At 67.3% G+C, this 25678-nt stretch carries 27 protein-coding genes; 14 read left to right on the top strand and 13 right to left on the bottom strand.

Translation table 11 applies throughout. The annotated features are described in order from the left end of the window. The first annotated feature begins 86 nt into the window (after nt 1-86). Both coaBC and dut read left to right on the top strand, forming a co-directional pair. Nucleotides 87-1289 carry a bifunctional phosphopantothenoylcysteine decarboxylase/phosphopantothenate--cysteine ligase CoaBC gene (gene coaBC, locus AC3WQZ_RS30370; RefSeq protein ID WP_010814993.1) on the top strand — a complete coding sequence of 401 codons (1203 nt, stop codon included), beginning with the start codon at nt 87-89 and terminating at the stop codon, nt 1287-1289. Nucleotides 1290-1360: 71 nt separating this feature from the next. Then, nucleotides 1361-1861 (top strand): dUTP diphosphatase, encoded by a 501-nt coding sequence (gene dut, locus AC3WQZ_RS30365; RefSeq protein WP_011615967.1) that lies wholly within the window; start codon nt 1361-1363, stop codon nt 1859-1861. Between the two features lie 54 nt (nt 1862-1915). Here the strand turns inward: dut and AC3WQZ_RS30360 are convergent, their stop codons facing one another. The 4 genes from AC3WQZ_RS30360 to clpS form a co-directional block, all read right to left on the bottom strand. Then, complete coding sequence (locus AC3WQZ_RS30360) at nt 1916-2764, bottom strand: VOC family protein (RefSeq protein WP_037023630.1); 849 nt, start codon at nt 2762-2764, stop codon at nt 1916-1918. A gap of 42 nt (nt 2765-2806) precedes the next feature. Beyond that, complete coding sequence (locus AC3WQZ_RS30355; RefSeq protein WP_010814996.1) at nt 2807-3814, bottom strand: tripartite tricarboxylate transporter substrate binding protein; 1008 nt, start codon at nt 3812-3814, stop codon at nt 2807-2809. A 176-nt stretch (nt 3815-3990) separates the two neighbouring features. Beyond that, complete coding sequence (gene clpA / locus AC3WQZ_RS30350) at nt 3991-6285, bottom strand: ATP-dependent Clp protease ATP-binding subunit ClpA (RefSeq protein WP_010814997.1); 2295 nt, start codon at nt 6283-6285, stop codon at nt 3991-3993. Beyond that, nucleotides 6282-6608 carry an ATP-dependent Clp protease adapter ClpS gene (clpS, locus tag AC3WQZ_RS30345; RefSeq protein WP_010814998.1) on the bottom strand — a complete coding sequence of 109 codons (327 nt, stop codon included), beginning with the start codon at nt 6606-6608 and terminating at the stop codon, nt 6282-6284. Before clpS ends, clpA begins: the two co-directional genes overlap by 4 nt. A gap of 513 nt (nt 6609-7121) precedes the next feature. On the opposite strand from clpS, the gene AC3WQZ_RS30340 reads away from it, so the two are divergent. Then, nucleotides 7122-7328 carry a cold-shock protein gene (locus AC3WQZ_RS30340; protein WP_010814999.1) on the top strand — a complete coding sequence of 69 codons (207 nt, stop codon included), beginning with the start codon at nt 7122-7124 and terminating at the stop codon, nt 7326-7328. Nucleotides 7329-7538: 210 nt separating this feature from the next. On the opposite strand, the gene AC3WQZ_RS30335 is transcribed toward AC3WQZ_RS30340, so the two are convergent. After that, complete coding sequence (locus tag AC3WQZ_RS30335) at nt 7539-8000, bottom strand: VOC family protein (protein ID WP_011615969.1); 462 nt, start codon at nt 7998-8000, stop codon at nt 7539-7541. A 148-nt stretch (nt 8001-8148) separates the two neighbouring features. After that, on the bottom strand, nt 8149-9399 hold the full coding sequence (icd, locus tag AC3WQZ_RS30330; protein ID WP_010815001.1) for an NADP-dependent isocitrate dehydrogenase: 1251 nt from the start codon (nt 9397-9399) through the stop codon (nt 8149-8151). A 273-nt stretch (nt 9400-9672) separates the two neighbouring features. On the opposite strand from icd, the gene AC3WQZ_RS30325 reads away from it, so the two are divergent. The 3 genes from AC3WQZ_RS30325 (at nt 9673) to AC3WQZ_RS30315 (ending at nt 11292) form a co-directional block, all read left to right on the top strand. After that, nucleotides 9673-10335 (top strand): pseudouridine synthase, encoded by a 663-nt coding sequence (locus AC3WQZ_RS30325; RefSeq protein WP_010815002.1) that lies wholly within the window; start codon nt 9673-9675, stop codon nt 10333-10335. 105 nt (nt 10336-10440) lie between these two features. Continuing rightward, entirely contained in the window at nt 10441-10644 is a 204-nt protein-coding gene (locus AC3WQZ_RS30320) for a hypothetical protein (RefSeq protein ID WP_010815003.1), read from the top strand. Between the two features lie 189 nt (nt 10645-10833). After that, complete coding sequence (locus AC3WQZ_RS30315) at nt 10834-11292, top strand: DUF192 domain-containing protein (RefSeq protein ID WP_492301819.1); 459 nt, start codon at nt 10834-10836, stop codon at nt 11290-11292. Between the two features lie 52 nt (nt 11293-11344). On the opposite strand, the gene AC3WQZ_RS30310 is transcribed toward AC3WQZ_RS30315, so the two are convergent. Then, complete coding sequence (locus AC3WQZ_RS30310) at nt 11345-11830, bottom strand: YajQ family cyclic di-GMP-binding protein (RefSeq protein ID WP_010815005.1); 486 nt, start codon at nt 11828-11830, stop codon at nt 11345-11347. Nucleotides 11831-11955: 125 nt separating this feature from the next. On the opposite strand from AC3WQZ_RS30310, the gene murB reads away from it, so the two are divergent. Then, nucleotides 11956-12966 carry a UDP-N-acetylmuramate dehydrogenase gene (gene murB / locus AC3WQZ_RS30305; protein WP_010815006.1) on the top strand — a complete coding sequence of 337 codons (1011 nt, stop codon included), beginning with the start codon at nt 11956-11958 and terminating at the stop codon, nt 12964-12966. 33 nt (nt 12967-12999) lie between these two features. On the opposite strand, the gene ppnP is transcribed toward murB, so the two are convergent. Together ppnP and argF are read right to left on the bottom strand one after the other, a co-directional pair. Further along, nucleotides 13000-13311: a pyrimidine/purine nucleoside phosphorylase gene (gene ppnP / locus AC3WQZ_RS30300; RefSeq protein WP_010815007.1), complete on the bottom strand. Its 312-nt coding sequence runs from the start codon at nt 13309-13311 to the stop codon at nt 13000-13002. Between the two features lie 84 nt (nt 13312-13395). Next, entirely contained in the window at nt 13396-14319 is a 924-nt protein-coding gene (gene argF / locus AC3WQZ_RS30295; protein ID WP_010815008.1) for an ornithine carbamoyltransferase, read from the bottom strand. A 438-nt stretch (nt 14320-14757) separates the two neighbouring features. Between argF and AC3WQZ_RS30290 the strand changes: the two genes are divergently transcribed. Next, nucleotides 14758-15057, top strand: coding sequence for a DUF3579 domain-containing protein (locus AC3WQZ_RS30290; protein WP_010815009.1), 300 nt, complete (start codon nt 14758-14760; stop codon nt 15055-15057). A 113-nt stretch (nt 15058-15170) separates the two neighbouring features. On the opposite strand, the gene rpsT is transcribed toward AC3WQZ_RS30290, so the two are convergent. After that, complete coding sequence (gene rpsT / locus AC3WQZ_RS30285) at nt 15171-15437, bottom strand: 30S ribosomal protein S20 (protein WP_010815010.1); 267 nt, start codon at nt 15435-15437, stop codon at nt 15171-15173. A 328-nt stretch (nt 15438-15765) separates the two neighbouring features. Here rpsT and murJ point away from each other — a divergent pair, with 328 nt between their 5' ends. Both murJ and AC3WQZ_RS30275 read left to right on the top strand, forming a co-directional pair. After that, nucleotides 15766-17316, top strand: a complete 1551-nt coding sequence (gene murJ / locus AC3WQZ_RS30280) for a murein biosynthesis integral membrane protein MurJ (protein ID WP_010815011.1) — start codon at nt 15766-15768, stop codon at nt 17314-17316. A 96-nt stretch (nt 17317-17412) separates the two neighbouring features. Continuing rightward, on the top strand, nt 17413-18261 hold the full coding sequence (locus AC3WQZ_RS30275) for a SirB1 family protein (protein ID WP_010815012.1): 849 nt from the start codon (nt 17413-17415) through the stop codon (nt 18259-18261). 54 nt (nt 18262-18315) lie between these two features. Here the strand turns inward: AC3WQZ_RS30275 and AC3WQZ_RS30270 are convergent, their stop codons facing one another. Continuing rightward, nucleotides 18316-18969 (bottom strand): VTT domain-containing protein, encoded by a 654-nt coding sequence (locus AC3WQZ_RS30270; protein WP_035821236.1) that lies wholly within the window; start codon nt 18967-18969, stop codon nt 18316-18318. A gap of 165 nt (nt 18970-19134) precedes the next feature. Between AC3WQZ_RS30270 and mutL the strand changes: the two genes are divergently transcribed. From mutL to AC3WQZ_RS30250, 4 genes are all read left to right on the top strand, one after another. Further along, nucleotides 19135-21117, top strand: coding sequence for a DNA mismatch repair endonuclease MutL (mutL, locus tag AC3WQZ_RS30265; RefSeq protein ID WP_010815014.1), 1983 nt, complete (start codon nt 19135-19137; stop codon nt 21115-21117). Between the two features lie 33 nt (nt 21118-21150). Then, on the top strand, nt 21151-22119 hold the full coding sequence (gene miaA / locus AC3WQZ_RS30260; RefSeq protein WP_492298102.1) for a tRNA (adenosine(37)-N6)-dimethylallyltransferase MiaA: 969 nt from the start codon (nt 21151-21153) through the stop codon (nt 22117-22119). A gap of 81 nt (nt 22120-22200) precedes the next feature. Further along, complete coding sequence (locus AC3WQZ_RS30255) at nt 22201-22701, top strand: GNAT family N-acetyltransferase (protein ID WP_058697798.1); 501 nt, start codon at nt 22201-22203, stop codon at nt 22699-22701. Nucleotides 22702-22804: 103 nt separating this feature from the next. Next, nucleotides 22805-23542, top strand: coding sequence for a GntR family transcriptional regulator (locus AC3WQZ_RS30250; RefSeq protein WP_439668233.1), 738 nt, complete (start codon nt 22805-22807; stop codon nt 23540-23542). Nucleotides 23543-23570: 28 nt separating this feature from the next. Here the strand turns inward: AC3WQZ_RS30250 and AC3WQZ_RS30245 are convergent, their stop codons facing one another. Then, nucleotides 23571-24314 (bottom strand): aspartate/glutamate racemase family protein, encoded by a 744-nt coding sequence (locus AC3WQZ_RS30245; RefSeq protein WP_492301816.1) that lies wholly within the window; start codon nt 24312-24314, stop codon nt 23571-23573. A 5-nt stretch (nt 24315-24319) separates the two neighbouring features. Beyond that, the coding region (locus tag AC3WQZ_RS30240) for an amidase (RefSeq protein WP_492301814.1) at nt 24320-25678 on the bottom strand (1359 nt) is incomplete at its 5' end.

Here is a 25678-nt window from a genome sequence, read left to right as displayed (position 1 = left end):
CACTCCCGCCGTGCGGGAGTGGGGAGCCAACCCTCAGCCGGCTTCCCCGGTATCATTTCCCTTTCTCCCCAGCCAGGTTCCCCACCATGGATTTGCGCGGCAAGCACATCGTTCTCGGCCTGACCGGCGGCATCGCCTGCTACAAGTCGGCCGAACTGGTCCGCCTGCTGACCAAGGCCGGCGCCACCGTGCAGGTGGCCATGACCGAGGCGGCGACGCACTTCATCACGCCGGTGACGATGCAGGCGCTGTCCGGCCGTCCGGTCTTCCTGTCGCAGTGGGATGCCCGCATCGACAACAACATGGCGCACATCGACCTGTCGCGCGAGGCCGATGCCATCGTCATCGCTCCGGCCTCGACCGATTTCATGGCGCGCCTGGCCAACGGGCTGTGCGACGACCTGCTCAGCACCCTGTGCATCGCGCGCGACTGCCCGCTGCTGGTGGCACCGGCGATGAACCGCCAGATGTGGGCCGCCCCCGCCACCCAGCGCAACGCCGCGCAACTGCGCGCCGACGGCGTGATGATCCTGGGCCCCGGCAGCGGCGACCAGGCCTGCGGCGAGGTCGGCGACGGCCGCATGCTGGAGCCCGAAGAACTGCTCGACGACATCATCGCCTTCTTCCAGCCCAAGCCGCTGCAAGGCAAGCGCGTGCTGATCACCGCCGGCCCGACCTTCGAGGCGATCGACCCGGTGCGCGGCATCACCAACCTGTCGTCCGGCAAGATGGGCTTCTCGATCGCGCGCGCGGCGCGCGAGGCCGGCGCCGAGGTGCTGCTGGTGGCCGGCCCCACCGGCCTGCCCACCCCGCGCGGCGTGCTCCGCACCGACGTGCGCAGCGCGCAGCAGATGCATGACGCGGTGATCGCGCAGCTGCACGGCGTGGATGTCTTTGTCGCCGTGGCCGCGGTGGCAGACTGGCGCCCGGCTGAAGTCGCGCAGCAGAAGCTGAAGAAGGCCAACGATACCGACACCCCCACGCTGCAGTTCGTGCAGAACCCCGACATCCTGGCCACGGTCGCGGCGCGAGCCGACGCACCCTACTGCGTCGGCTTTGCCGCCGAGAGCGAGAACCTGGAGCGGTACGGCGAGCAGAAGCGCCAGCGCAAGGGCGTACCGCTGCTGGTCGGCAATATCGGCCACCATACCTTCGGCCTGGACGACAACGAAATCGTGCTGTTCGACGCCGCCGGCATGACGCGGCTGCCGCGCGCCGACAAGCTGTCACTGGCGCGCCAGCTGGTGGCGGCGATCGGCCAGCGCCTGCCCGGGCGCACACGGCCCTGATGGCGGGCGCGCGTCCGGTATCATGCGCGGCTGCCACCTATTCCGTTGAACCGATTTCCCCCAGGATTCCCATGACCCAGCCACTGAACCCAACCGTCGAAATCAAGGTGCTCGATGCGCGCCTGAATGAATGGGGCCTGCCCGCCTACCAGAGCGAAATGGCCGCCGCCATCGACCTCCATGCCTGCGTCGACGCCCCGGTATCGATCGCGCCGGGCACGCCCGCGCAACTGGTGCCGGCCGGCATCGCCGTGCACATGGGCAACCCGTACATGGCCGCGACCATCGTGCCGCGCTCGGGCCTGGGCCACAAGAAGGGCCTGGTGCTGGGCAATTCGATCGGCGTGATCGATGCCGACTACCAGGGCCAGATCATGGTCAGCGTGTGGAACCGCAACGCGCCCGGCACCGAGCCGATCGTAATCCAGCCGGGCGAGCGCATCGCGCAGATGATGTTCGTGCCGGTGCTGCGGCCGGTGTTTTCGACGGTGGCAGAATTCAGCGAAGACAGCGAACGCGGCGCGGGCGGCTTTGGCTCGACCGGCGTGCACCACGCCAAGGCCAGCGCCTGACGCAGCCTCTGGCCGCACAAGACACTGGCGCCCCGCGGGGCGCCAGTTTGCTTTTCAGCCCTGCTGCTCGAACAGCAGCGCCACGCCGCTGGCGGCATCCGCCAGCACCAGGGTCTCGCGCGGGCCCAGGTCGTGGGTCGGCACACCCTGTTCGCGCCAGCCGGCACGTGCCGCCGCCAGGTCATCGGTGCGCAGGCGGATTGCAGCGTAGCCCGGCCCCTCGCGCCGGACATGCGCGGTGCCGGTGGCCGAAGCCAGCGCCTGCGGCGTGCTGACCACCAGCGTGGCATCGTCCAGCGCCAGGCTGCAGACATGTTCGCTCAGCTGCGTCAGCTCGCCGCCGGTCAGCTCCGCGTAGGCGTGCGCGGCGGCGTCCACCAGCGCGGGCGCCACCACCAGGAACATGGTGGCGATGCTGTGCGCGCCGTTGGCATGGCGGGTCCATTCGGGCCGCCACAGCAGTTCGGGCGTACGGTGCTCGCAGACGAAGTAGCGCGCGCCCGGCGCATCGTCAAGCGCGGTCACGCGGAAGGTGGCCGGGTGCTCGCTGCCGTCATCCAGCCGCACCGGACGCGAGAACTCGATCGGGTCCGAGGTGTGCCAGCCCGCCGCACGCAGCCGTGCCGCGGTGGCAAAGGCATCGGCGCTCTTGCACGACATCGCCGCGCAGCCGCCGCCGTGCGCCTGCGCATCCCAGTAGTACTGGCGGCTTGGGCTGGGCGCGGTCACGTGCAGCAACTCAAGGTAGTCCCGCCGCAGCATGATGCAGTGGTTCTGCGAGCCGAGCGTGTGGTAGCCGCGCGGCGTCAGCGTAAAGCCGAGCCGGCGCCATGCCCGGGCCCCGGCATCGAGGTCTGGGCACACCACCACCGCGTGGTCGAACATTTCCGCTTGCGTTGCCATCGGCATCCTCTCGGTTTCACGGCGCACCCGCGCCGGACATCGTCATTCGAACTGGATATTGGCCTTGCGCGCCACGGCCTGCCATTTGTCATGCTCGCGGCGCACCAGGTTGCCGAGGTCGGCCGGGCTGCCGCCCACGATCTCGAAGCCCTGCGCGGCCAGCGCATCGAGCACGCGCGGCTGGCGCAGCGATTCGACCAGCGCGTCGTGGATGCGCGTGACCGTGGATGCCGGCAGGCCGGCCGGGCCGAACACGCCGATCCAGGAGTAGGCCTCGAAGCCCTTGAGCCCCTGCTCTGCCACCGTCGGCACCTGCGGCAGCTGGCGCAGCCGGCTGGTGCCGGTCACGCCCAGCACCTTGATGGTGCGTGCGGCCACGTGCGCCTGCACGGCGGCGTAGCTGCTGAAGAAAATATCGACCTCGTTGGACAGCACCGCCTGCACGGCCGGGCCGCCGCCCTTGTAGGGCACATGCAGCATGCGTACGCCGGCTTCGGTCGCCAGCGCCTCTGCCGCCAGCTGGTTCAGGCTGCCGATGCCGGACGAGGCATAGCGCACGCCGTCGGGCCTGGCCTTGGCCAGCTCCACCAGCTCGCGCACATTGGCCACGGGCAGCGCGGGATTGGCGGCAATCACCAGCGGAAAGCGCACCAGCTGCGAGATTGGCGAGAAATCGCGGAAGGTGTCGTAGGGCAGCTGCTTGTAGGCGAAAGGGTTGATGGCGTGGGTGTCGAAGGCCATCAACAGGGTGGTGCCGTCCGGCTTCGCGCGCGCCACGGTGCTCGATGCGATCAAGCCGCCGGCACCCGGCTTGTTGTCGACCACCGCGGCCTGCCCCAGCGTCGCCTTCAGCCCAGGCTGCAGCTGCCGGGCCACGATGTCGACGCTCCCGCCAGGCGGGAACGGCAGCACCAGCGCGATCGGGCGGTTGCCCGCCAGCGGTTCGGCGCCGGCGGCTGCAGCGACGTGGAGCATCGGGACGGGCATGGCACCCAGCGGCAGGATCTTGAGCAGCAGGCGGCGGCGCCGCGTGCGTTCGGCAGAGGACATCAGGGTTTTCAGGCTGGATTCCTGGCCGGTTGCGCGGCCAGCTGCGGCCGCAAACCCGTGCCCCGACGGGCATGGCCGGCGGCCGCCGGGACAAAAAGAAAAGGGGCGGCATGACTGCCGCCCCCGTATTTTGCCCGATGACCGGCCACGTTGCTGGCAACGCGGCCGATAACCGCTCAGGCTTCTGCGCGCTGTTCCTCGGGCGCCTCGGGCGGTTCCGGCTCGATCTCGGAGAAATCGAGCTTGATCTGGTCCTGCTCGTCCAGGTCCACCACCACCTTGCCGCCCGAAACCAGCCTGCCGAACAGCAGTTCGTCGGCCAGGGCCTTGCGGATCATGTCCTGGATCAGGCGCTGCATCGGGCGCGCGCCCATCAGCGGATCGAACCCCTTGTGCGCTAGGAACTTGCGCAGCTTCTCGGTAAAGCTGGCTTCCACCTTCTTCTCGTGCAGCTGCTCTTCCAGCTGCATCAGGAACTTGTCGACCACGCGCAGGATGATTTCCTCGTCCAGCGAGCGGAAGCTGATCATGGCATCCAGCCGGTTGCGGAACTCCGGCGTGAACATGCGCTTGATGTCAGCCATCTCGTCGCCCTGCTCGCGCGAGCTGGTGAAGCCGATGGTGGCGCGGTTCATGGTCTCCGCTCCCGCGTTGGTGGTCATGATGATGATCACGTTGCGGAAGTCGGCGCGCCGGCCGTTGTTGTCGGTCAGCGAACCATGGTCCATCACCTGCAGCAGGATATTGAAGATATCCGGATGCGCCTTCTCGATTTCGTCCAGCAGCAGCACGCAGTGCGGCTTCTTGGTGACGGCCTCGGTCAGCAGGCCACCCTGGTCGAAGCCGACGTATCCCGGCGGCGCGCCGATCAGGCGGCTCACCGCGTGGCGTTCCATGTACTCGGACATGTCGAAGCGCAGCAGCTCGATGCCCATGATGAAGGCGAGCTGCTTGGCGACTTCGGTCTTGCCCACGCCGGTGGGGCCGGAGAACAGGAACGAGCCGATCGGCTTGTCGGTCTTGCCCAGGCCGGCGCGCGACATCTTGATCGCCGAGGCCAGTGCCTCGATCGCCGGGTCCTGGCCGAACACCACCGACTTCAGGTCGCGGTCCAGCGTCTGCAGCTTGCTGCGGTCGTCCTGGTTCACGCTCTGCGGCGGGATGCGTGCGATGCGCGAGACGATGTCCTCGATCTCGCCCTTGCCGATGGTCTTCTTCTGCTTGGACTTCGGCAGGATGCGCTGCGCCGCGCCGGCTTCGTCGATCACGTCGATCGCCTTGTCGGGCAGGTGACGGTCGGTGATGAAGCGGGCCGACAGCTCCGCTGCCGCGGTCAGCGCCGAGGCCGCGTACTTGACGCCGTGGTGCTCCTCGAAGCGCGACTTCAGGCCGCGCAGGATCTGCACGGTCTGGTCGACCGAAGGCTCGACCACGTCGATCTTCTGGAAGCGCCGCGACAGCGCCGCGTCCTTCTCGAAGATGCCGCGATATTCCGTGAAGGTGGTCGCGCCGATGCACTTGAGCTGGCCCGACGACAGCGCCGGCTTGAGCAGGTTGCTGGCGTCCAGCGTCCCGCCCGAGGCAGCGCCCGCGCCGATCAGCGTGTGGATCTCATCGATGAACAGGATCGCGTTCGGATTGTCCTTGAGCGACTTGAGCACGCCCTTCAGGCGCTGCTCGAAGTCGCCGCGGTACTTGGTGCCGGCCAGCAGCGCGCCCATGTCGAGCGAGTAGACGGTCGCCTTTTCGAGGATGTCCGGCACCTCGTTCTTGGTGATGCGCCACGCCAGGCCCTCGGCGATCGCGGTCTTGCCGACGCCGGCCTCGCCCACCAGCAGCGGGTTGTTCTTGCGCCGGCGGCACAGCACCTGGACCACGCGCTCGACTTCGCTCTCGCGGCCGATCAGCGGGTCGATCTTGCCGGCCTTGGCCAGCGTGTTCAGGTTCTGGGTGTATTGCTCGAGCGGGCTTTCCTTGCCGTCGCCGCCCTCGCCTTCGCCGGCGGCATCGCCATGCTTGGCGGGCTCGGACTGGTCCTTGCGGATGCCGTGGCTGATGAAATTGACCACGTCCAGCCGCGTCACGCCCTGCTGCTGCAGGTAATAGACCGCGTGCGAATCCTTCTCGCCGAAAATCGCGACCAGCACGTTGGCACCCGTCACTTCCTTCTTGCCGTTGGAAGTGGACTGGACGTGCATGATCGCGCGCTGGATCACGCGCTGGAAACCGAGCGTGGGCTGGGTATCGACCTCGTCGGTACCCGGCACTACCGGCGTGTTATCCGCGATGAAGTTCTTAAGGCTGGTGCGCAGGTCTTCTATATTGGCCGCGCAGGCGCGCAAGACTTCCGCTGCCGTGGGATTGTCGAGCAATGCCAGCAGCAGGTGCTCCACGGTAATGAACTCGTGGCGTGCCTGCCTGGCTTCGACAAACGCCATATGCAGGCTCACTTCCAATTCTTGCGCAATCATGCTTCCTCCATCACGCACTGCAGGGGATGCCCCGCCTGCCGCGCGTGCGTTGACACCAGCTCGACCTTGGTCGCTGCAATATCCCTGGTGTAGATACCGCAGACGCCCTTTCCTTCCCGGTGCACGGTGAGCATGATCTGCGTCGCCGTTTCCCGGTCCCTGCTGAAATACTGCTGCAGGATCATCACTACAAACTCCATCGGAGTGTAGTCGTCATTAAGCAGCACCACCTTGAACATGGCGGGCGGTTTAAGCGCCTGCTCTTTCCGCTCCAGGATGGTGCCCGCTTCGCGTTGTGGGACATTCGCAAGCCGTGTAGCCATGGCTTTATTCTAACCCTTACTCGCAACTCTGCAATTTGGGGAAAAGGCGCCGGATTCAAGAGCCGGGCCACCTGTTTCCGGTGGTGGAAGGACGCGGGATTTCACGCGGGAGGCATTGCAAGGCACGTGGCCGGCGCGGGCGGGACAGCAAGCACGGCAGCCCTGGCGCATGCCGCCAAGGTACCACCAGGTGCCGTCCCATTCCCGCCACACCCTGCTGGCAGTGGGGAATCCGCCAACTTGACAGTATCCTGCTTTGCCAGAAGAATCGTTCGCACACCTGCCGACGGCCAACGAGCCAAAGCAACAGCCGAGACAGGTGATCCGTGAGCAGGGAGGCCACGGCCGCCGCGGCGGCGAGTCAGCATCGAGACTGTCCGCCACGCGATTGCACCTCGCCGCGCGTCATCGCCGGCCGCGCCTCAGGACGCGGCAGGTCATGGCGCCGCAGTCCGTGCCGTCTGGCCGGCAAGGCTTCCCCGCTTTGAAATCTGCTATTTCGTGGGGGAGTATATGGCAAGCGGTATCGTCAAATGGTTCAATGACGCCAAGGGCTTCGGGTTCATCAAGCCGGACGAGGGCGAAGAAGAACTGTTTGCGCACTTTTCGGCTATCCAGATGTCCGGCTTCAAGACGCTGAAGGAAGGTCAACGCGTCTCGTTCGAGGTGGTCCAGGGCCCCAAGGGCAAGCAAGCCACCAATATCCAGGACGCCAGCTAAAGCGCGCCGCGACCGCATCCCGGCCGCAGAGCCGCGGAGCGGTCAACCAGGGTGTGGGGGGAGCTCCCCCGGGACGGGATCGATGCCAGCGCCCCGCGTTGCCGCCACGGCGGTGCGGCGGGTGCCGGCGCGGATCAGCTGCACGCACCACATCCGACCGAAAGCCCGGCCTCGCGCCGGGCTTTCTGCTTGGGCCCCGGGGTCGGGCCATCAGGCCCAGCCGTCGATCTTGAGCCCGCTGGCCTGCTCGGCTTCTTCCCTGGTGACCTTGCGCACAGTCTGGCCGAAGGTCCAGACATGGCCCTCCGCGTCCCGGGCCGTGTAGGTCCGGTCGCCGTAGAACTCGTCCTGCGGCTCGCGCAGGATCACGGCGCCGGCGGCGCGGGCGCGCTCGCAATGCTGGTCCAGCCCTTCCCGCAGGTGCACGTGCAGGGTCTGGGTATTCTTGCCCCCGATCGAGGCCGGGCTGGCGGTAAAGTCCGCCCACTCGCTGCCCACCATCAGGTAGCTGTCGCCGAAACGCATTTCAGAATGCACCAGCTGGTCCTGCTGGTCGCGGATCACCATGACCCGCTCAAAGCCGAAGGCGCGCTCCAGCCAGTCCAGGGCCGCCAGCGGGTCCTTGTAGAAGAGGGCCGCACCGAACGCGGTGCGGCGGAAGGGATCGTCCATGCCTGTCTCCTCGGGCCGCCAGGCCCGTCAGTCCAACCCCTGACGTTCTAGGCAACAGTGGCGCCCGGGGCAAGAAAAAACCCCGGCGCCGACCAGACGGCACCGGGGTTTTCCTTGGCAGGTCGCCCGCCGCAGCGGGAGTCCGTGCTTACATATTGTCGATCATCACCTGGCCAAAGCCCGAGCACGACACCTGCGTCGCGCCTTCCAGCAGGCGGGCGAAGTCATACGTCACCTTCTTGGACAGGATCGACTGCTCCATCGACGAGATGATCAGGTCCGCGGCTTCGGTCCAGCCCATGTGACGCAGCATCATTTCGGCCGACAGGATTTCCGAGCCCGGGTTGACGTAGTCCTTGCCGGCGTACTTCGGCGCGGTGCCATGGGTGGCCTCGAACATGGCAACCGAGTCAGACATATTGGCGCCCGGGGCGATGCCGATGCCGCCGACCTGTGCGGCCAGCGCGTCGGAGACATAGTCGCCGTTCAGGTTCAGCGTGGCGATCACCGAGTATTCGGCCGGACGCAGCAGGATCTGCTGCAGGAAGGCGTCGGCAATGGCGTCCTTGATCACGATGTCCTTGCCGGTCTTCGGGTTCTTGAACTTGCACCACGGGCCGCCGTCGACCAGCTCGGCGCCGAATTCCTTTTGCGCCAGCTCGTAGCCCCAGTCACGGAAGCCACCTTCGGTGAACTTCATGATGTTGCCCTTGTGCACCAGCGTCACCGACGGCTTGTCGTTGTCGATGGCGTACTGGATCGCCTTGCGCACCAGACGCTCGGTGCCCTCGCGCGAGACCGGCTTGATGCCGATGCCCGAGGTCGCCGGGAAGCGGATCTTCTTCACGCCCATCTCGTCCTGCAGGAACTTGATGAGCTTCTTCGCCTGCTCGCTTTCCGCCGCCCATTCGATGCCGGCGTAGATGTCTTCCGAGTTCTCGCGGAAGATCACCATGTCGGTCTTTTCCGGCTCACGCACCGGCGAGGGCACGCCCTTGAAGTAGCGCACCGGGCGCAGGCAGACGTACAGGTCCAGCTGCTGGCGCAGTGCCACGTTCAGCGAGCGGATGCCGCCGCCCACCGGCGTGGTCAGCGGACCCTTGATCGAGACCACGTAATCCTTGAGCACCTCCAGGGTTTCGTCCGGCAGCCACACGTCCGGGCCGTAGACCTTGGTTGACTTCTCGCCGGCGTAGATCTCCATCCAGGCGATCTTGCGCTTGCCGCCATAGGCCTTGGCCACAGCCGCGTCGACCACCTTGATCATCACCGGGGTGATATCGAGGCCCGTACCGTCGCCTTCGATGTAAGGAATGATCGGATTGTCCGGGACATTCAGCGAAAAGTCCTGGTTGACCGTGATCTTTTCGCCGGCCGGAACCTTGATATGTTGGTACATGACGTCTCCAGTACGGAACGGTTGTGACTGCCGCCGGTTCATGGCCGGTCGGCGAGATTCGGGGAGATGGCGCTGTGGCATTGTAGCGGGCCTTGCTGCGCGCCCGTGCTGCATTGCATCACCCTGGCGCCATCCTGGGCTGCCTTCAGTCTTATATAAGACACAAGACTAATTTCGTATTATGCAGCAATTTTTCATCATCCGCCAATCGGGCCGGACCCCAGATCCGCCGATTTCCCGGCCCGGCGCGCCGCTGCGGCATACTTGCGCCCCATGACCCTGATTGCCCTGAACAAGCCGTTTGGCACCATGAGCCAGTTCTCGGAACACCCGACGCGCCCGACGCTGGCCGCGTGCGTGAGCGTGCCCGGCGTCTACCCGGCCGGGCGGCTCGATGCCGACAGCGAGGGCCTGCTGCTGCTGACCGACGACGGCGCGCTGCAGGCGCGCATCGCCGACCCGCGCCACAAGCTGGAGAAGACTTACCTGGCCCAGGTCGAAGGCATTCCCGATGCCGCCGCGCTGGCCCGGCTGCGCGCCGGGGTAGACCTCGGCGACTTCGTGACCCAGCCCGCCAGGGTACGCGCCATCGACGCGCCCGACTGGCTGTGGCCGCGCCAGCCGCCGGTGCGCTTTCGCGCGGCGATCCCGACCGCGTGGCTGGAGCTGAAGATCCGCGAGGGCAAGAACCGGCAGGTGCGCCGCATGACCGCCGCGGTCGGCTTTCCCACATTGCGGCTGGTGCGCGTCGGGATCGGCCCGCTCGACCTGCGCGCGCTCGGCCTCGCGCCCGGGGCCTGCTGCGAGGTGTTGCCGGCGCAACTGGGACTGGCACCGGCAGCACCGCGCATGCGCCAGGAGCCGGCACCTCGATCCCATGTCTCGAAGACCAGACAGGCGAACGACACCAAGCGGCGTTCTCGTTACAAAAACTAACAAGTCGCGGGTCAACGCTGGCGGCAGCGGCCTCGTTCTTGTCGGGGACACGTCCTATCACGCGTCAAACTTTCCGACTGTTCTCATCCTTCGAGGTAATACGTCATGAAAAAACTGATCGCTGCTCTGGTTGTTGGCCTGTTCGCCACCGGCGCCTTCGCCCAGGCTTCGGCACCTGCTGCCGCCGACGCTGCAGCGCCCGCGGCCACCAAGGAAGCCCCGAAGACCACGACCAAGAAGAAGACCACCAGCAAGAAGCACAGCAAGAAGAAGGCTGCCCCCGCCGCTTCGGCCCCGGCTGCCCAGTAATCGCTGGCGCCCTTCCTGCCCCGTGCGCTCGCGAGGCAGGAAAGAGAAGGCAGGCTGCCGCCAGGCGCCTGCCTTTTTTGTTGCCGCGACAGCTCGTGATGCGCGACGTACGGCCCGCCGCACATCGGTACACTGCGCGTGCGCTATGCTTGCGGCTGCCGCTGCCCGCGCCATTTCAGACTGAACACCATGTCCTTCCTGTCCAACACGCTGTTGTCACGATGCTCCTCGATTGCCGGCCTGCTCGCGCTGAGCGCCGGGATCGCGCACGCGCAGGCCGCGCTGCCGGTGGTGCCGCTCACCGCAGGCATGTTTGCAATCCAGGCCGAGGTTGCCGCCACGCCGGCGGCACGCGAGCAGGGGCTGATGTACCGCACGACCATGGCCCCCAACGCCGGCATGCTGTTCGTGTTCGAGCAGAAGGCGGGCCACTGCTTCTGGATGCGCAACACCGAGCTGCCGCTGTCGATCGCCTTCCTGGCCGATGACGGCACCATCGTCAATATCGAGGACATGGCGCCGCGCACGGAGGGCAATCATTGCCCGAAGGCGGCGATCCGCTATGCGCTGGAAATGAACAGGGGATGGTTCGCGCAGAAAGGCATCAAGGCCGGCGCGAAAATCGGCGGACTGCCGCAGCATCGCTGAGTGCGGCAGCGCCAGGCGGCGCCGGCAGGAGCGCCGGCGCGGGAGGCAGGAATCAGTCGCGGAAGTTGTTGAAGTCCAGCGGCGCCTCGGACACGTCCTTGCGCAGCATCGCCATCACGCTTTGCAGGTCGTCGCGCTTGGCGCCCGACACGCGCACCGCATCGCCCTGGATGCTGGCCTGCACCTTGATCTTGCTGTCCTTGATGATGCGCACGATCTTCTTGGACAGGTCGCCGGTCACGCCCTTCTTGATCGAGATCACCTGCTTGACCTTGTCACCGCTGATCTTGTCGATCTTGCCGTAGTCCAGGAAGCGCACGTCAACGTTGCGCTTGGCCATCTTGTTGATCAGCACATCCTTGACCTGGCTCAGCTTGAAATCATCGTCGGCAAAGGCAGTCAGTTCATTTTCCTTGTGCTCGACCCGGGCGTCCGAGCCCTTGAAATCGAAGCGCGTCGAGATTTCCTTGTTGGCCTGCTCGACGGCGTTCTTCACCTCAACCATGTTCGCTTCGCACACTACATCAAACGACGGCATTGCATTCTCCTTGTGATCCGTATGCCCGGAAGCCGGCCGCGCACGGCGCCTTCCGTATAATCCAGCCTACCTCGCAGTTCCGGGTCGCTTGCCCTCCAGCGGCGGCCGCGTCACCTTTCCCTTGCATGGCAGATTTCCACGAATTCTATCCCCTGCGTCGCCACAATACATTCGGATTCGACGCGCGCGCGCGCTTTGCGGTGCATGTGCGCAGCGAAGCCGACCTGACCGCGGCCCTGGCCGACCCGCGTGCCGACGGCCTGCCCCTGGTGGTCCTGGGCGGCGGCAGCAATGTGGTACTGACCGGCGACCTGGACGCGCTGGTGCTGCTGATGGAAATCCCCGGCTACCAGCCGGAGGAGACTGGCGATGCCTGGCTGGTCACCGCCGGCGCCGGCGAGAACTGGAACGCGCTGGTCAACCGCACCATCGCCGACGGCATGCCCGGCCTGGAAAACCTGGCGCTGATCCCCGGCACCGCGGGCGCGGCGCCGATCCAGAATATCGGCGCCTACGGGGTGGAGCTGCGCGAGCGCTTCGAAGGCGTGCGCGCCTATGACCGCCACACCGGCGCATTCGTGTGGCTGGACCTGCGGGCCTGCGGCTTCGGCTACCGCGACAGCCTGTTCAAGCACGCCGGCGCCGGCCGCTACATCATCACGGCGGTGACGCTGAGCCTGCCCAAGGCGTGGCAACCGGTGCTGTCGTACGGAGAGCTGGCGCGCGAACTCGATGGCCGGGCTGCGCCCGATGCGGCCACGATTCGCGACGCCGTGGTCGCGATCCGTTCGCGCAAGCTGCCCGACCCGGCACAGCTGGGCAATGCGGGCAGCTTCTTCAAGAATCCGCTGGTCAGCGCGGCGCAGCGCGACGCGCTGCTGCAGGCCAACCCGGACCTGGTCAGTTATGCGCAGCCGGACGGCTCGTACAAGCTGGCAGCCGGCTGGCTGATCGACCGCTGCGGCTTCAAGGGCATGACCGATGGCCCGGTGGGCGTCTACGGCAAGCAGGCGCTGGTGCTGGTGCACCACGGCGGCGGCACCGGCGCGATGCTGCTGGCACTGGCCAACCGCATCGCCGATGCGGTGCAGGCGCGCTTTGGCGTGCGCATCGAACCGGAGCCGGTAGTGCTGTAAAGCAGGTGGGCCAGGACCGGCCCGCCGCGCCGGTCACGCGAAGTGGCAGACGTAGTCCAGCGTTTCCTGCACCTCGATATCGAAGCTGCTGTTGCCCGGCACGCTGAACTGCTGGCCCGCGCCATAGGTCTGCCAGTCTTCCGAACCGGCCAGGCGCACGCGGCAGGTGCCGGCGTTGATTTCCATGATCTCGGGCGCGCCGGTGTTGAAGGTCAGCGCGGCCGGGAAGATCACGCCCAGCGTCTTGCGGGTGCCGTCCGGGAACAGCACGGTGTGGCTGACGCACTTGCCGTCAAAGTACAGGTTGGCTTTCTTGACGACCGACACGTTGTCGAACTGGCTCACTTCCATCTCCTTGGGTTTCTGTACGAAAGACGTAAAAAGAGGGGCCATCGCGGCCCCTCCCTGTTCACCCCGCGCCGCGCTGGTTCAGTAGCGGCCGCAGAGCAGGTATTCCATCAGCGCCTTCTGCACGTGCAGGCGGTTCTCGGCCTCTTCCCAGACCACGCTCTTGGGACCGTCGATCACGGCGGCCTCGACTTCCTCGCCGCGGTGCGCCGGCAGGCAGTGCATGAAGAGCGCGTCGGGCGCGGCGCGGTCCATCATCGGGGTCGTGACCATCCAGTCCTTGAAGGCGCGCTTGCGGGCGTCGTTCTCGGCCTCGAAGCCCATGCTGGTCCAGACATCGGTGGTGACCAGGCTGGCGCCCTGGCAGGCCGTTAGCGGATCGTCGAAGACCTTGACCAGGCCGGCTGCCGACGCCGGCACCATCGCCGGATCAAGCTGGTAGCCCGGCGGCGCCGAGAAATGGAAGGTGAAGCCGAGCCGCTCGGCGGCCTGGATCCAGGTGTAGGCCATGTTGTTGGCATCGCCGATCCACGCCACGGTCTTGCCGCGGATACTGCCGCGCTGCTCGATGTAGGTGAAGACGTCGGCCAGCACCTGGCACGGGTGGTATTCGTTGGTCAGGCCGTTGATCACCGGCACGCGCGAATGCGCGGCAAAGCGCTCGATGATGTCCTGGCCGAAGGTACGGATCATGATGATGTCGACCATGCGCGAGATCACCTGCGCCGCATCCTCGATCGGCTCGCCGCGGCCCAGCTGCGAGTCGCGCGTGTTCAGGAACACCGCGTGGCCGCCCAGCTGGTGGATGCCGGCTTCGAACGACAGGCGCGTACGCGTGGAATTCTTCTCGAAGATCATGGCCAGCGTGCGGTCGTGCAGCGGGTGCCAGGTCTCGTAGTTCTTGAACTTGGCCTTCAGGATCCGCGCGCGATCCAGCAGGTACTCATACTCGTCGGGAGTGAAGTCGCTGAACTGGAGGTAATGCTTGATCGGGGTTGAGCTCATAAAACAAAGAAGGCGGCTCGGTGGGGACGCGCCGTCACGAAGTGTTCATGACTCAAGCGCGCCGCGGAGCCGCCTTTCGCGTCGCATACGCAATTTAACTGCAAGAATCATAAGGGATTATTTCTGCTTTGGCGAGTCCGGGACAACCCGGCACGGACTTGCGCCCTGCACTTGCCCGGGCCCGCTGACAGGTTCCCGACAGGATTTCGCCCTTATGCGCAACTCTTATATAAGATATAATACCCGCTGATTCACGCGGGGCCCGGCATACCCATGCCGCTGCCCGCCGCCGGCATCAAAAGTGCCCCCGCAAGACACCGACGCCCCGCCTTCCGGCTGGAACCAGCGCGAACCAAACGCGCCCCGGCCGCGCCAAACGGGCGCCCGTCCAGCGGGTTTACCGTCGAGTCGTCCGCCTCACCCGCAGTGTCCAGCCTCATGAACCCCAACGTTCGCGAATTCTTTATCCAAGGCATTACCAAGGAAGGCAAGACCTTCCGTCCGAGCGACTGGGCCGAACGGCTGTGCGGCGTGATGGCGCAGTTCCGCCCCGAGGGCGACAGCGGCGACCCGCGCCTGACCTACTCCCCCTACGTGCGGCCGATCTTCGCCGGCAATGTCAAATGCGTGGTGGTGGACGTGCGGCTGCGCGACATTGAACCCAAGGCGCTGGATTTCGTGCTTAACTTTGCGCGCGACAACAACCTGCAGCTGGTTGAAGCCTGTTCGCTGGAATAAGCGTGCCGGCCTGGCGCCGGAAAGCAAAAAAGCTCGTCGGATGACGAGCTTTTTTGTTGGCGGATGCCTGGGCACCCTCCTCTGCTGGACCGCCGGGGCGGCCCGGGCAGCGATCAGGCAGCCATCGACTTGATGGCGGCCGACAGGCGCGACTTGTGACGTGCAGCCTTGTTCTTGTGCACGATCTTCTTGTCGGCAATGCTGTCGATCACGGCTTGCGAGTTCTTGAAGATCTCGGCGGCAGCGGCCTTGTCGCCAGCGTCGATGGCCTTGCGGACGGCCTTGACGGCGGTGCGCAGACGCGAACGCAGGCTGGAGTTGTGAGCGTTCTGGGCAACGGCCTGGCGGGCGCGCTTGCGAGCTTGTGCGGAATTTGCCATGTAAAAATATCCTGAATTCAGATGCGTGCCGCGGGGGACACAACAATTAAGTCATATCGAGCGACCCGGGATGCACTGACACACGAATCCGGAACGCAACTGTCCTTGTGAATCGGCAATTATACACAGATGCCGGCGCACAAAGCAACACGGCGGACACTTTGCCAGCTCAGGCCCGGGCGGGCGCCGGGCCGGTCCGTATAATAAGCGCCACATTGTGCCGGGGCACGTGGCGCGCCGGCAACTTTATCGCCCGGACCGCGTCTCAGTGGCGTCCCCGGCATGCGGTGCGCCCGCACCGATCCACCGTCCCGCACCGACCCGCACCTTGAACCTGCTCAAAGCGCTCGCCACCATCAGCAGCCTGACGATGCTCTCGCGCATCACCGGCCTCGTGCGCGAGATCCTGATCGCCCGCGCCTTCGGCGCGTCGGAGATGACCGACGCGTTCAATGTGGCCTTCCGCATTCCCAACCTGCTGCGCCGCATTTTCGGCGAAGGCGCGTTCTCGCAGGCCTTCGTGCCGATCCTGGGCGAATACCACACCAAGCGCGGCGACGAGCCGACCAAGACACTGATCGACGCCGTCGCCACGGTCATGACCTGGGTGCTGATGGGCGTGTCCCTGCTTGGCGTGATCGGGGCACCGCTGGTGATGACCGCGGTCGCCACCGGCTTCCGCGGGCAAAGCGAGACCTATACCGCGGCCGTGTTCATGACGCGGGTGATGTTCCCGTATATCGGCCTGATCTCGCTGGTGGCGCTGGCGTCCGGCATCCTCAATACCTGGCGCAAGTTCGCGGTGCCGGCCTTCACGCCGGTGCTGCTCAACCTGTGCCTGATCATCGCGGCCCTGTTCGTCGGCCCGCACATGGACCAGCCGATCTACGCGCAGGCGTGGGGCGTGCTGGTCGGCGGCGTGCTGCAGCTGGCGATCCAGGTGCCGGCGCTGCGGCGCCTGGGCGTGATGCCGCGGCTGAGCTTCAACCTGCGCGCGGCGTGGTCCGATCCCGGCGTGCGCCGCATCCTGCGGCAGATGGGGCCGGCGCTGCTGGCCGTGTCGGTGGCGCAGATCAGCCAGATCATCAATACCAATATCGCCTCGCGGCTGGCCGCGGGCAGCGTCTCTTACCTGACCTATGCCGACCGGCTGATGGAATTCCCGACCGCGCTGCTGGGCGTGGCGCTGGGGACCATCCTGCTGCCGAGCCTGTCCAAGGCCAACGCCTCGGGCGACCATGCCGAGTACTCGAGCCTGCTCGACTGGGGCCTGCGCCTGACCTTCCTGCTGGCGGTGCCCTGCGCGGTGGGGCTGTTCGTGTTCGGCGCGCCGCTGACCGCCGTGCTGTTCAACTATGGCAAGTTCGACGCCCACGCGGTCGAGATGACGCGCCAGGCGCTGGTCTCGTACGGCGTCGGCCTGATGGGGCTGATTTCGATCAAGATCCTGGCGCCCGGCTTCTATGCGCGCCAGGATATCCGCACGCCGGTGAAGATCGCACTGCTGGTGCTGGTGATCACGCAGGCCTGCAACTATGCGTTCGTGCCGTGGATCGGCCATGCCGGGCTGGCGCTGTCGATCAGCGCCGGCGCCACCATCAACGCGCTGCTGCTGTTCTTCGGCCTGCGCCGGCGCGGCCTGTACCGGCCGGCGCCGGGCTGGTGGCTGTTCCTGGCGCAGCTGTGCGCCTCGGTGCTGCTGCTGTCCGGCATGCTGCTCTGGTTCGCGCGCAACTTCGACTGGATCGGGCTGGGCGCGACGCCGCTGCTGCGCATCGCGCTGCTGGCTTCGTGCCTGGTACTTGCAGCGGTGGTCTACTTCGGTACACTGTGGCTCATGGGACTGCGCTACTCTGCCTTCAGGCGCCGCGCCGGCTGATGGGCCAGCGAATCTGCCAACGCATGGGCCACCTAACGAGCCGGCAATGGTGACCCACGCTGCGCGCGGTGCCGGCGGCTGCACCGGGAAACCGACATGACATCCACCAAAGTCCTGGATTATTTCGCCAGCCTCGTGGCTGACGAAAACGGCATCCCGCTGACCGAAACCGCGCTGTCCATCGCGCAGGACGCCTACCCCGACCTGGACCTGCAGTCCGAGCTTGCGGCGCTGGACGTGCTGGCGCTGCGCCTGAAGCGCCGGATCGCCGAAGGCACCCCCGCGATCCAGCGGCTGCGCCTGCTGAACCATTTCTTCTATCGCGACCTGGGTTTCGGCCCGAACGCGAACGACTACTACGACCCCGACAACTCCTACCTGAACGTGGTGCTGCGCCAGCGGCGCGGCATCCCGATCTCGCTTGCGGTGCTGTTCATGGAGCTGGGCCAGCAGATCGGCCTGCCGCTCAAGGGCGTGTCGTTCCCCAACCATTTCCTGCTGCGCATGACGATTCCTGCCGGCGAGGTGATCCTGGACCCGCTCACCGGTGAGACCCTGTCGAAGGAACGGCTGCAGGAAATGCTGGACCCGTACCTGGAGCGCGAAGGCATCAGCGATGCCAGCCAGGTGCCGCTGGGCCTGTTCCTGCGCGCGGCCAGCCACCGCGAGATCGTCGCACGCATGCTGCGCAACCTGAAGGCGATCTACCTGCAGGAGTCGCGCTGGCAGAGGCTGCTGGCGGTGCAGAACCGGCTGGTGATCCTGCTGCCGGGTTCGATCGAGGAAGTGCGCGACCGGGGGCTGGCGTACGCCAACCTGGAGTGCTTCCGCCCCGCGCTGGCCGACCTGGAAGCCTATGTGCTCGCCCGGCCCGATGCGGCCGATATCGGCCAGATCCGCGAGCGCATGCCGGCGCTGCGGATGATGAGCCGCAGCCTCAACTAAGAACCCGCTTCATAGTGAAAAAAGGGCGCGAAGGCTGCGCGGCCCCTCACTTGCTCAGCGCTCCACGCGCGTGGGCCGGCGGCGGTTGCCGCGCACCAGCTTCCACAGCCCGCCCAGAACCAGCGGCACCACGGCCGCGCCAATGCCGGCCAGCACGATCAGGTTCAGGTACTGGCGGATGAACGGCAGGTTGCCGAAGAAGTAGCCGGCAAAGACCAGGCCGACCACCCAGGCCACGGCGCCGACCACGTTGAACATCTGGAAGCGCGCAAAGGTCATCTGCGACACGCCCGCCACGAACGGGGCGAAGGTGCGCACGATCGGCACGAAGCGCGCCATCACCAGCGTCTTGCCGCCGTGCCGCTCATAGAAGTCATGGGTGCGGCGCAGCGCATCCTGGTCCAGGAAGCGCCACTGATGGTCGAACACCTTGGGCCCGATCCAGCTGCCCACCAGGTAGTTGACGGTATTGCCGGAAATCGCCGCCACCAGCAGCAGGCCGATCAGTGCCCACTCGTTCATGGCGCCGGTTGCGCAGAAGGCGCCCGCGATAAACAGCAGCGAGTCGCCCGGCAGGAACGGCAGGACCACCAGACCGGTTTCGGCAAAGACGATCAGGAACAGGATGGCATAGACCCAGTGGCCGTACTGGTCGATGACCGTGCCGAGGTATTTGTCGACATGCACCAGCATGTCGATGAGCTGCAAAGCGAGATCCAAGTCGTTCCCCGTTGATGGTTTGGTTGACTGCGTTCTGTCCGATGCGGCCTGGGCCGCCTTGGCCTGAATCATACAAGAGCCGCCGCGCCAATCCGTCACCTGCGGCGCCTTTGCGCGTCCGACTCCGTGCGGGCGTCCACGTATAATCGCCGGATGCCTGCCTCCGCCTCCAGCACCGCCCTGCGCACCACCCAGCAGCCGCGCCCGATCCGGCCGCTGCCGGACCAGCTCATCAGCCAGATCGCCGCCGGCGAAGTGGTGGAACGACCGGCCTCGGTGGTCAAGGAGTTGCTGGAAAACGCGCTCGACGCCGGCGCCACGCAGCTCGGCATCCGGCTGGAAGAAGGCGGCGTGCGGCGCATCGTCATCACGGACAACGGCTGCGGCATCCCTGCGGCAGAGTTGCCGGTCGCGCTGATGCGCCACGCCACCAGCAAGATTGCGTCGCTCGACGAACTGGAATCAGTGCTGACGCTGGGCTTCCGCGGCGAGGCCCTGGCCTCGATCGCCTCGGTGTCCCAGCTGGCCCTGACCAGCCGCACCGCGGCCGATGCCCATGCCACCCAGGTCAGCGCCGATACCGGCACGGTGCAGCCTGCCTCGGGCGGGGTCGGCACCACCGTCGACGTGCAGCACCTCTACTTCAACACGCCAGCGCGCCGAAAGTTCCTCAAATCGGAGCAAACCGAGCTGGGGCACTGCCTGGAGATGGTACGGCGCACGGCGCTGGCGCGGCCCGACGTAACCATCTCGGTCCACCACAACGGCAAGCCGCTGGAGCACTGGAATGCCGGCGACGTCGCCACCCGTACCGCGCAGGTGCTGGGCAATGACTTTGCCCGCGCCCGCCTGCCACTGGACGAAGAGGCCGACACGCTGCACCTGTATGGCTTTGCCGGGCTGCCCACCGCCTCGCGCGGGCGGCCGGACCAGCAGTACTTCTTTGTCAACGGCCGCTTCGTGCGCGACAAGCTGCTCAATCACGCGGTGCGCAGCGCCTACCAGGACGTGCTGCACGGCGACCGCTTCCCGTCCTATGTGCTGTGCCTGGACCTGCCGCCGGAGATGGTCGACGTCAACGTGCACCCGTCGAAGATCGAAGTGCGCTTCCGTGAATCGCGCGCCGTGCACCAGTTCGTCTACCACGCGGTGCAGCGTTGCCTGGCGCGGCAGGCCGGCGGGAACGGCGACAGCCTGCATACCGATGCCGACGGCGAGATCACCCTGCCGTCTGGCGGCGCGACACCGGCGGGCGGCGCACGGCCGGGCTTTGGCGGCGGCAGTGGTGGCGGCGGCCAGTGGATCAATTATTCCGCGGCACGCCAGACCGAACTCGGCATCGCCCAGCCACGCCAGGCCTACCTGGGCATGGTGCGCGATGCCGCCGCACCGGCAGCGCGGCCGTATGGCGCCATGCCCGGCACCCCGGCGCAAGCGCCGGCCTGGCTGGCCGACGCGCAGGCGGCACGCGCCGACGACCCGCCCGGCCTGCTGGACCGCCTGCCGCCGGCCGCGCGCGCCGGCTTTGCCGATCCTGCCGACGCCCCCGACGACCACCCGCTCGGCTACGCCATCGCCCAGCTGCATGGCATCTATGTGCTGGCGCAGAACGCGCGCGGGCTGGTGCTGGTGGATATGCATGCCGCGCACGAACGCATCCTGTATGAGCAGATCAAGGCCGGCCTGGACGCGCGCGACCTCGCGGTGCAGCCGCTGCTGATCCCGGTCACGCTGCCCGGCAGCCCGGTCGAGATCGGCGTGGCCGAAGAACACCAGGAGACACTGACGCTGCTGGGCTTCGATATCGCCCCGGTGTCGCCCACCACTCTCGCGGTGCGAGCGGTGCCGGCGCTGCTGCAGCAGGCCGATGCCGAAGCGCTGGCGCGCGATGTGTTGCGCGACCTGCATGCCTACGGCGGCTCGCGCGTGCTGGCCGAGCGCCGCAACGAACTGCTGGCCACCCTCGCCTGCCACAGCGCGGTGCGCGCCAACCGCAAGCTCACGCTCGAGGAAATGAACGCGCTCTTGCGCCAGATGGAGCAGACCGAGCGCGCCGACCAGTGCAACCACGGCCGCCCGACCTGGGTGCAACTGACCGTGACCGAGCTGGACCGGCTGTTCCTGCGCGGGCAATAAGCCGCTCGCCCCACGATTCATCCAAGGCTTTCGATGTCCGCCGTACCCCACGATTCCGCCACGCATCCGCCCGTGGTCTGCCTGCTCGGCCCCACCGCCTCGGGCAAGACCGCGTCCGCGCTGGCGCTGGCGGCCGACGCGCCGGTGGAGATCATCAGCCTGGATTCGGCGCTGGTGTACCGCGAGATGGATATCGGCACCGCCAAGCCCACGCGCGAAGAACTTGCAGCCGCGCCGCACCACCTGATCGACATCATCGACCCGGCCGACAGCTACTCCGCGGCGCAGTTCGTCACCGATGCCGAACGGCTGATCGCACAGATCCGCGCGCGCGGCCATGTGCCGCTGATCGTCGGCGGCACCATGCTCTACTACAAGGCACTGACGCAGGGGCTCAATGACCTGCCCCAGGCCGATGCCGCGCTGCGCGCGGAGCTGGACCAGCTTGCCGCCGAGCGCGGCTGGCCGGCGCTGCATGCGATGCTGGCCGAGGTCGACCCGGTCACCGCGGCGCGGCTCGCGCCCAATGACGCGCAGCGCATCCAGCGCGCGCTGGAGATCCACCGCCTGTCCGGCCAGCCGATGTCAGCACTGCTGGCACGCCAGGCCGAGGGGCGCACCTTTGCCGGCGCGGCAGACCAGCGCTTCCGCGTGATTGCGCTGGAGCCATCGGACCGCCTGGCGCTGCACGCGCGCATCGCTCAGCGTTATGACGCGATGCTGGCCAACGGCTTTATCGAGGAAGTCGAGCGGCTGCGCCGGCGCGGCGACCTGCATCCGGGCTTGCCGTCGATCCGCTGCGTCGGCTACCGGCAGGTATGGGAGTACCTGGACGGCGACGCAGACTTTGCCACCATGCGCGAGCGCGGCATCGCCGCCACGCGCCAGCTGTGCAAGCGCCAGCTGACCTGGCTGCGCAGCACGCCCGAGCGGCTGGTGGTGGATTGCCTGGCGCCCGGGTATGTCGACCAGGTGCGCAAGCTGGCGGACTTCGGGCACTGACCCGGTTGCATGCAAGCTGGCATGGCAAGTGACGCACAGGCGATAATTCCGAATTCCTGTTTTCCGGAGAGCCGACCCAGCATGTCCAAGCCCGCCTTCACGCTCCGCCCCGCCACCGCCGCCGACAGCGAGACGCTGTTCAACCTGATCCTGGCGCTGGCCGAATACGAAAAGCTGACGCATATTGTCGAAGCCACGCCGCAGAAGATCCAGGATGCACTGTTCGGCGCCACGCCGCATGCCGAAGCGGTGCTGGTCGAAGTCGACACCGATGGCGGCCGGCAAGCCGTCGGCTTTGCCCTCTTCTTCCACAATTTCTCAACCTTCCTGGCCAGGCCCGGCCTGTACCTGGAAGACCTCTATGTCGATCCGGCCTGGCGCGGCCACGGCCTGGGCAAGGCGCTGCTCAAGCACCTCGCGGCGCTGGCGGTCGAGCGCGGCTGTGGCCGCTTCGAATGGTCGGTGCTGGACTGGAACCAGCCGTCGATCGACTTCTACCAGGCCATGGGTGCGGACGTGCTGCCCGACTGGCGCATCTGCCGCGTGACCGGCGAGGCGCTGGACAAGCTCGGCGCGAGGTAAGAACGGCAACCGGTCCGACGCCGCTGTTATACACTTGATAGCAAGCCGCCATACAATAACGACACCGACTGTCTTTTTTTCCGGGCCGCCAACGCCAACCGCCATGCCACAAACCAAAGCCGACCTGCCCGCCACCGACGGTATCAATGAGACCGACACGGACAGCGCGCGCGGCGCGTCGGTCGAGGCAATCGCCGACCGCATCCTGACCGCGATCTGGGAGCACCGGCTGCCGCCGGGTACCAAGCTGGTCGAGGAAAAGCTGGGCGGCGTGTTCGGCGTGAGCCGCACCAAGGTACGGCTGGCCTTTGCCAAGCTGGCGCATGAAGGCGTGCTGACGGTCCATCCCAACCGCGGCACCTTCGTCTCCAGCCCGAGCGTGGCCGAAGCGCGCCAGGTGCTGCATTCACGCCACCTGCTGGAACCCGCGCTGGTGCGCGACCTGGCCGGCGCCATTGGCGCGCCGGGGGTGCGCGCGCTGCGCGAAACCACGCGCCAGGAAGCGCAGGCGCGCGACAGCAACGACCGCCGCGCCATCATCCGGCTGTCGGGCGAGTTCCACTGCAAGCTGGCGGAAATGACCGGCAACCAGTACCTGGGCAAGTACATGCGCGAGCTGTGCTCGCTGACCTGCCTGATCATCGCGCTCTATGACGCACCGGGCGTGCCGTCCTGCCCGCACCATGAACACGACGACATCGTCGATGCACTGGAAGCCGGCGACGGCGAGCGCGCCGCGCGGCTGATGTCCGAGCACCTCGGCCATGTCGAGAGCACGCTGCGGCTGCAGGCGCCGGCCGAGGAAAAGGTCGATCTCGAAGCGGTGTTCGCCGCGGTCTGAGCCGCGGCGTCATCGGCGGCGAAGTGGCTTAGCGGTGCTCGATGCGCGCTGCCAGCGCCGCGGGCAAACCCAGCGTGGGCTTGGCATCCGGGCGGCAGAACGTGCCCGCGGTGGCCTTGCGCGGCTGCAGCGCGACCAGCGCCTCGGCCTGCTTGACGGCGGCGGCCATCTGGTCGACCACCGGCACCGGAATGCGGTCGCGCACGCGCGCGGCCAGGCCGGCCAGCGGCGCGCCGGCCAGGATCACCACATCGGCTTCATCCTCCGCCACGGCGCGGTTGGCCAGTTCCACCAGCACGGCTTCCTTCTCTTCCTGGACGTCCGACACCGAGGCAAAGCTGCCGTCCAGCATGCGGATGCCGGCCAGCCGGCTGCGCAGGCCATGCATGTCCACGCACTCCTCATACCAGGGCCCCAGCGCCCGCGCAAAGGTCACGATGGCAAAGCGCCGGCCCAGCATGCAGGCCGACAGCATCGCCGCCTCGGCCATGCCCACCACCGGCAGGTCGAACAGTTCGCGCGCGCCCATCAGGCCGGGGTCGCCGAAGGCCGCGATGATGGCCGCGTCGAACTGGCCATGGTGCTCGGCCAGCATCTCCAGCGCGATGGCGCCGCCGATCTGCGCCTCGGCGCGCGTGGCGATATAGGGCACGCCGCGGCTGGCGGTCAGCGGCACCAGCTCGGTGCCGGGGGCCGCGGCCTCGGTGGCCGCCGCCATCAGCCGCGCGGTGATGCCTTCGCTGGTATTGGGATTCAGGACAAGGATTCGCATGACGGTTATCCGGCAGGGTTGAGCAGCGGCGCCAGCACGCTTTCGGCCAGCCTGGCCGCGGCCAGCACGTTGCGGTCGGCACCGCGCGGGCCGGCGATCTGCAGGCCCGCCGGCAGCCCGTCGCGGCCATGGCCGCAGGGCACCGAAATGGCCGGCGCCAGCGCATGATTGAAGAAGGGCGTGAACACCGCATGGGCGCGCGGCTCCACCGCCACGCCGCCGATCCGCTCCGGCCCGAGCCGGTCGTTGCGCCACGCCACGCACGGGGTGGTCGGGCACAGCAGCAGGTCATAGCGGGTAAAGAACCCGGCCACGGCCAGCGCGATCTGGTGGCTGGCTTCGCGCGCGCGCGCCACGTCGGCGCCGCTCCAGGCCAGCCCGCGCTCGATCTGGCGCGCCACGTCGGGATCGAACAGCTCCGGGTCGCGGCGCCAGGCCTCGCCGTAGAGATTGGCCAGGCCGACATGCTGCAGCGGCATCAGCGCGGCCTCGTCGGCGCCCTTTGGCCAGGCCGGGTCGGCACGCTCGATGGTCAGGCCCGCGGCCTGCAGCCGGGCCACGGCCTGCTCGAAGGCCTGCGCGACATCGTCGTCGACCGGCGTGTCCAGGCCCAGGCGCGGGCTGACCGCGATCTTCAGCGTATGCAGCGGGCGCGCGGCGCCAAGCGAGAAGCCCAGCGTATCGGGATCGCGCGGATCGGCGCCGGCCAACGCCTCGAACATCAGCTCGGCATCGGCCACCGTGCGCGTGATCGGCGCAATCACCTGGATGCCGTTGAAGGCATGGGGAAAGCCGACCGAATCGGGAATCGCGCCGTAGGAAGGCTTGAAGCCGACCACGCCGGCATGCGCGGGCGGGCGCCGGCTGGAACCGCCGCCGTCGGTGCCCAGCGCCAGCGGCGCCATGCCGGCCGCCACCGCCACCGCGCAGCCGCCAGACGAGCCGCCCGCGGTCAGCGTGGCATCGAGCGGATGGCGCGTCAGCCCGTAGACCTTGTTGGTGGTCAGGCCCTTGCAGGCGAACTCCGAGGTATTGCCCATGCCGAGCACGATCGCGCCGGCCTGGCGCAGGCGCTCGACCGCGATCGCGTCGGCGGGCGCAATGAAGTCGCGATACAGCTGCGAACCCTGCGTGACGCGGCGGCCCTGGCTCCAGATCACGTCCTTGACGATCACCGGCACGCCCGCCAGCAGCGGGCGCTCGCCCTGCGCCAGGCGCGCGCGCAGCTGCGCCAGGTCGGCATCGACCAGCTCCTGGCGCTGCTCGAACACGGCGTTGAGCTGGTCATTGCGCGCCGCGATGCGAGCCTGGAAGGCGGCGACCACCTCGGCGGGATCGAGGCGGCCCCCGGCGCCCCGGGCCCC

Source organism: Cupriavidus sp. FW305-26 (genome assembly GCF_058787975.1).
The sequence above is the reverse complement of the archived record's forward strand: the minus strand, read 5'-3'. Positions and strand labels throughout refer to the sequence as shown.

What these genes read in the sequence shown, in the direction of transcription:
- AC3WQZ_RS30290 (WP_010815009.1), top strand. Translation starts at nt 14,758, where the DNA reads ATGAACCCCAACGTTCGCGAATTCTTTATCCAAGGCATTACCAAGGAA.
- clpA (WP_010814997.1), bottom strand. Translation starts at nt 6,285, where the DNA reads ATGATTGCGCAAGAATTGGAAGTGAGCCTGCATATGGCGTTTGTCGAA.
- miaA (WP_492298102.1), top strand. Translation starts at nt 21,151, where the DNA reads ATGTCCGCCGTACCCCACGATTCCGCCACGCATCCGCCCGTGGTCTGC.
- icd (WP_010815001.1), bottom strand. Translation starts at nt 9,399, where the DNA reads ATGTACCAACATATCAAGGTTCCGGCCGGCGAAAAGATCACGGTCAAC.
- coaBC (WP_010814993.1), top strand. Translation starts at nt 87, where the DNA reads ATGGATTTGCGCGGCAAGCACATCGTTCTCGGCCTGACCGGCGGCATC.
- AC3WQZ_RS30245 (WP_492301816.1), bottom strand. Translation starts at nt 24,314, where the DNA reads ATGCGAATCCTTGTCCTGAATCCCAATACCAGCGAAGGCATCACCGCG.
- AC3WQZ_RS30325 (WP_010815002.1), top strand. Translation starts at nt 9,673, where the DNA reads ATGACCCTGATTGCCCTGAACAAGCCGTTTGGCACCATGAGCCAGTTC.
- AC3WQZ_RS30310 (WP_010815005.1), bottom strand. Translation starts at nt 11,830, where the DNA reads ATGCCGTCGTTTGATGTAGTGTGCGAAGCGAACATGGTTGAGGTGAAG.
- AC3WQZ_RS30320 (WP_010815003.1), top strand. Translation starts at nt 10,441, where the DNA reads ATGAAAAAACTGATCGCTGCTCTGGTTGTTGGCCTGTTCGCCACCGGC.
- AC3WQZ_RS30355 (WP_010814996.1), bottom strand. Translation starts at nt 3,814, where the DNA reads ATGTCCTCTGCCGAACGCACGCGGCGCCGCCGCCTGCTGCTCAAGATC.
- AC3WQZ_RS30275 (WP_010815012.1), top strand. Translation starts at nt 17,413, where the DNA reads ATGACATCCACCAAAGTCCTGGATTATTTCGCCAGCCTCGTGGCTGAC.
- AC3WQZ_RS30335 (WP_011615969.1), bottom strand. Translation starts at nt 8,000, where the DNA reads ATGGACGATCCCTTCCGCCGCACCGCGTTCGGTGCGGCCCTCTTCTAC.
- AC3WQZ_RS30360 (WP_037023630.1), bottom strand. Translation starts at nt 2,764, where the DNA reads ATGGCAACGCAAGCGGAAATGTTCGACCACGCGGTGGTGGTGTGCCCA.
- AC3WQZ_RS30340 (WP_010814999.1), top strand. Translation starts at nt 7,122, where the DNA reads ATGGCAAGCGGTATCGTCAAATGGTTCAATGACGCCAAGGGCTTCGGG.
- AC3WQZ_RS30250 (WP_439668233.1), top strand. Translation starts at nt 22,805, where the DNA reads ATGCCACAAACCAAAGCCGACCTGCCCGCCACCGACGGTATCAATGAG.
- argF (WP_010815008.1), bottom strand. Translation starts at nt 14,319, where the DNA reads ATGAGCTCAACCCCGATCAAGCATTACCTCCAGTTCAGCGACTTCACT.
- murB (WP_010815006.1), top strand. Translation starts at nt 11,956, where the DNA reads ATGGCAGATTTCCACGAATTCTATCCCCTGCGTCGCCACAATACATTC.
- dut (WP_011615967.1), top strand. Translation starts at nt 1,361, where the DNA reads ATGACCCAGCCACTGAACCCAACCGTCGAAATCAAGGTGCTCGATGCG.
- mutL (WP_010815014.1), top strand. Translation starts at nt 19,135, where the DNA reads ATGCCTGCCTCCGCCTCCAGCACCGCCCTGCGCACCACCCAGCAGCCG.
- rpsT (WP_010815010.1), bottom strand. Translation starts at nt 15,437, where the DNA reads ATGGCAAATTCCGCACAAGCTCGCAAGCGCGCCCGCCAGGCCGTTGCC.
- AC3WQZ_RS30255 (WP_058697798.1), top strand. Translation starts at nt 22,201, where the DNA reads ATGTCCAAGCCCGCCTTCACGCTCCGCCCCGCCACCGCCGCCGACAGC.
- clpS (WP_010814998.1), bottom strand. Translation starts at nt 6,608, where the DNA reads ATGGCTACACGGCTTGCGAATGTCCCACAACGCGAAGCGGGCACCATC.
- AC3WQZ_RS30315 (WP_492301819.1), top strand. Translation starts at nt 10,834, where the DNA reads ATGTCCTTCCTGTCCAACACGCTGTTGTCACGATGCTCCTCGATTGCC.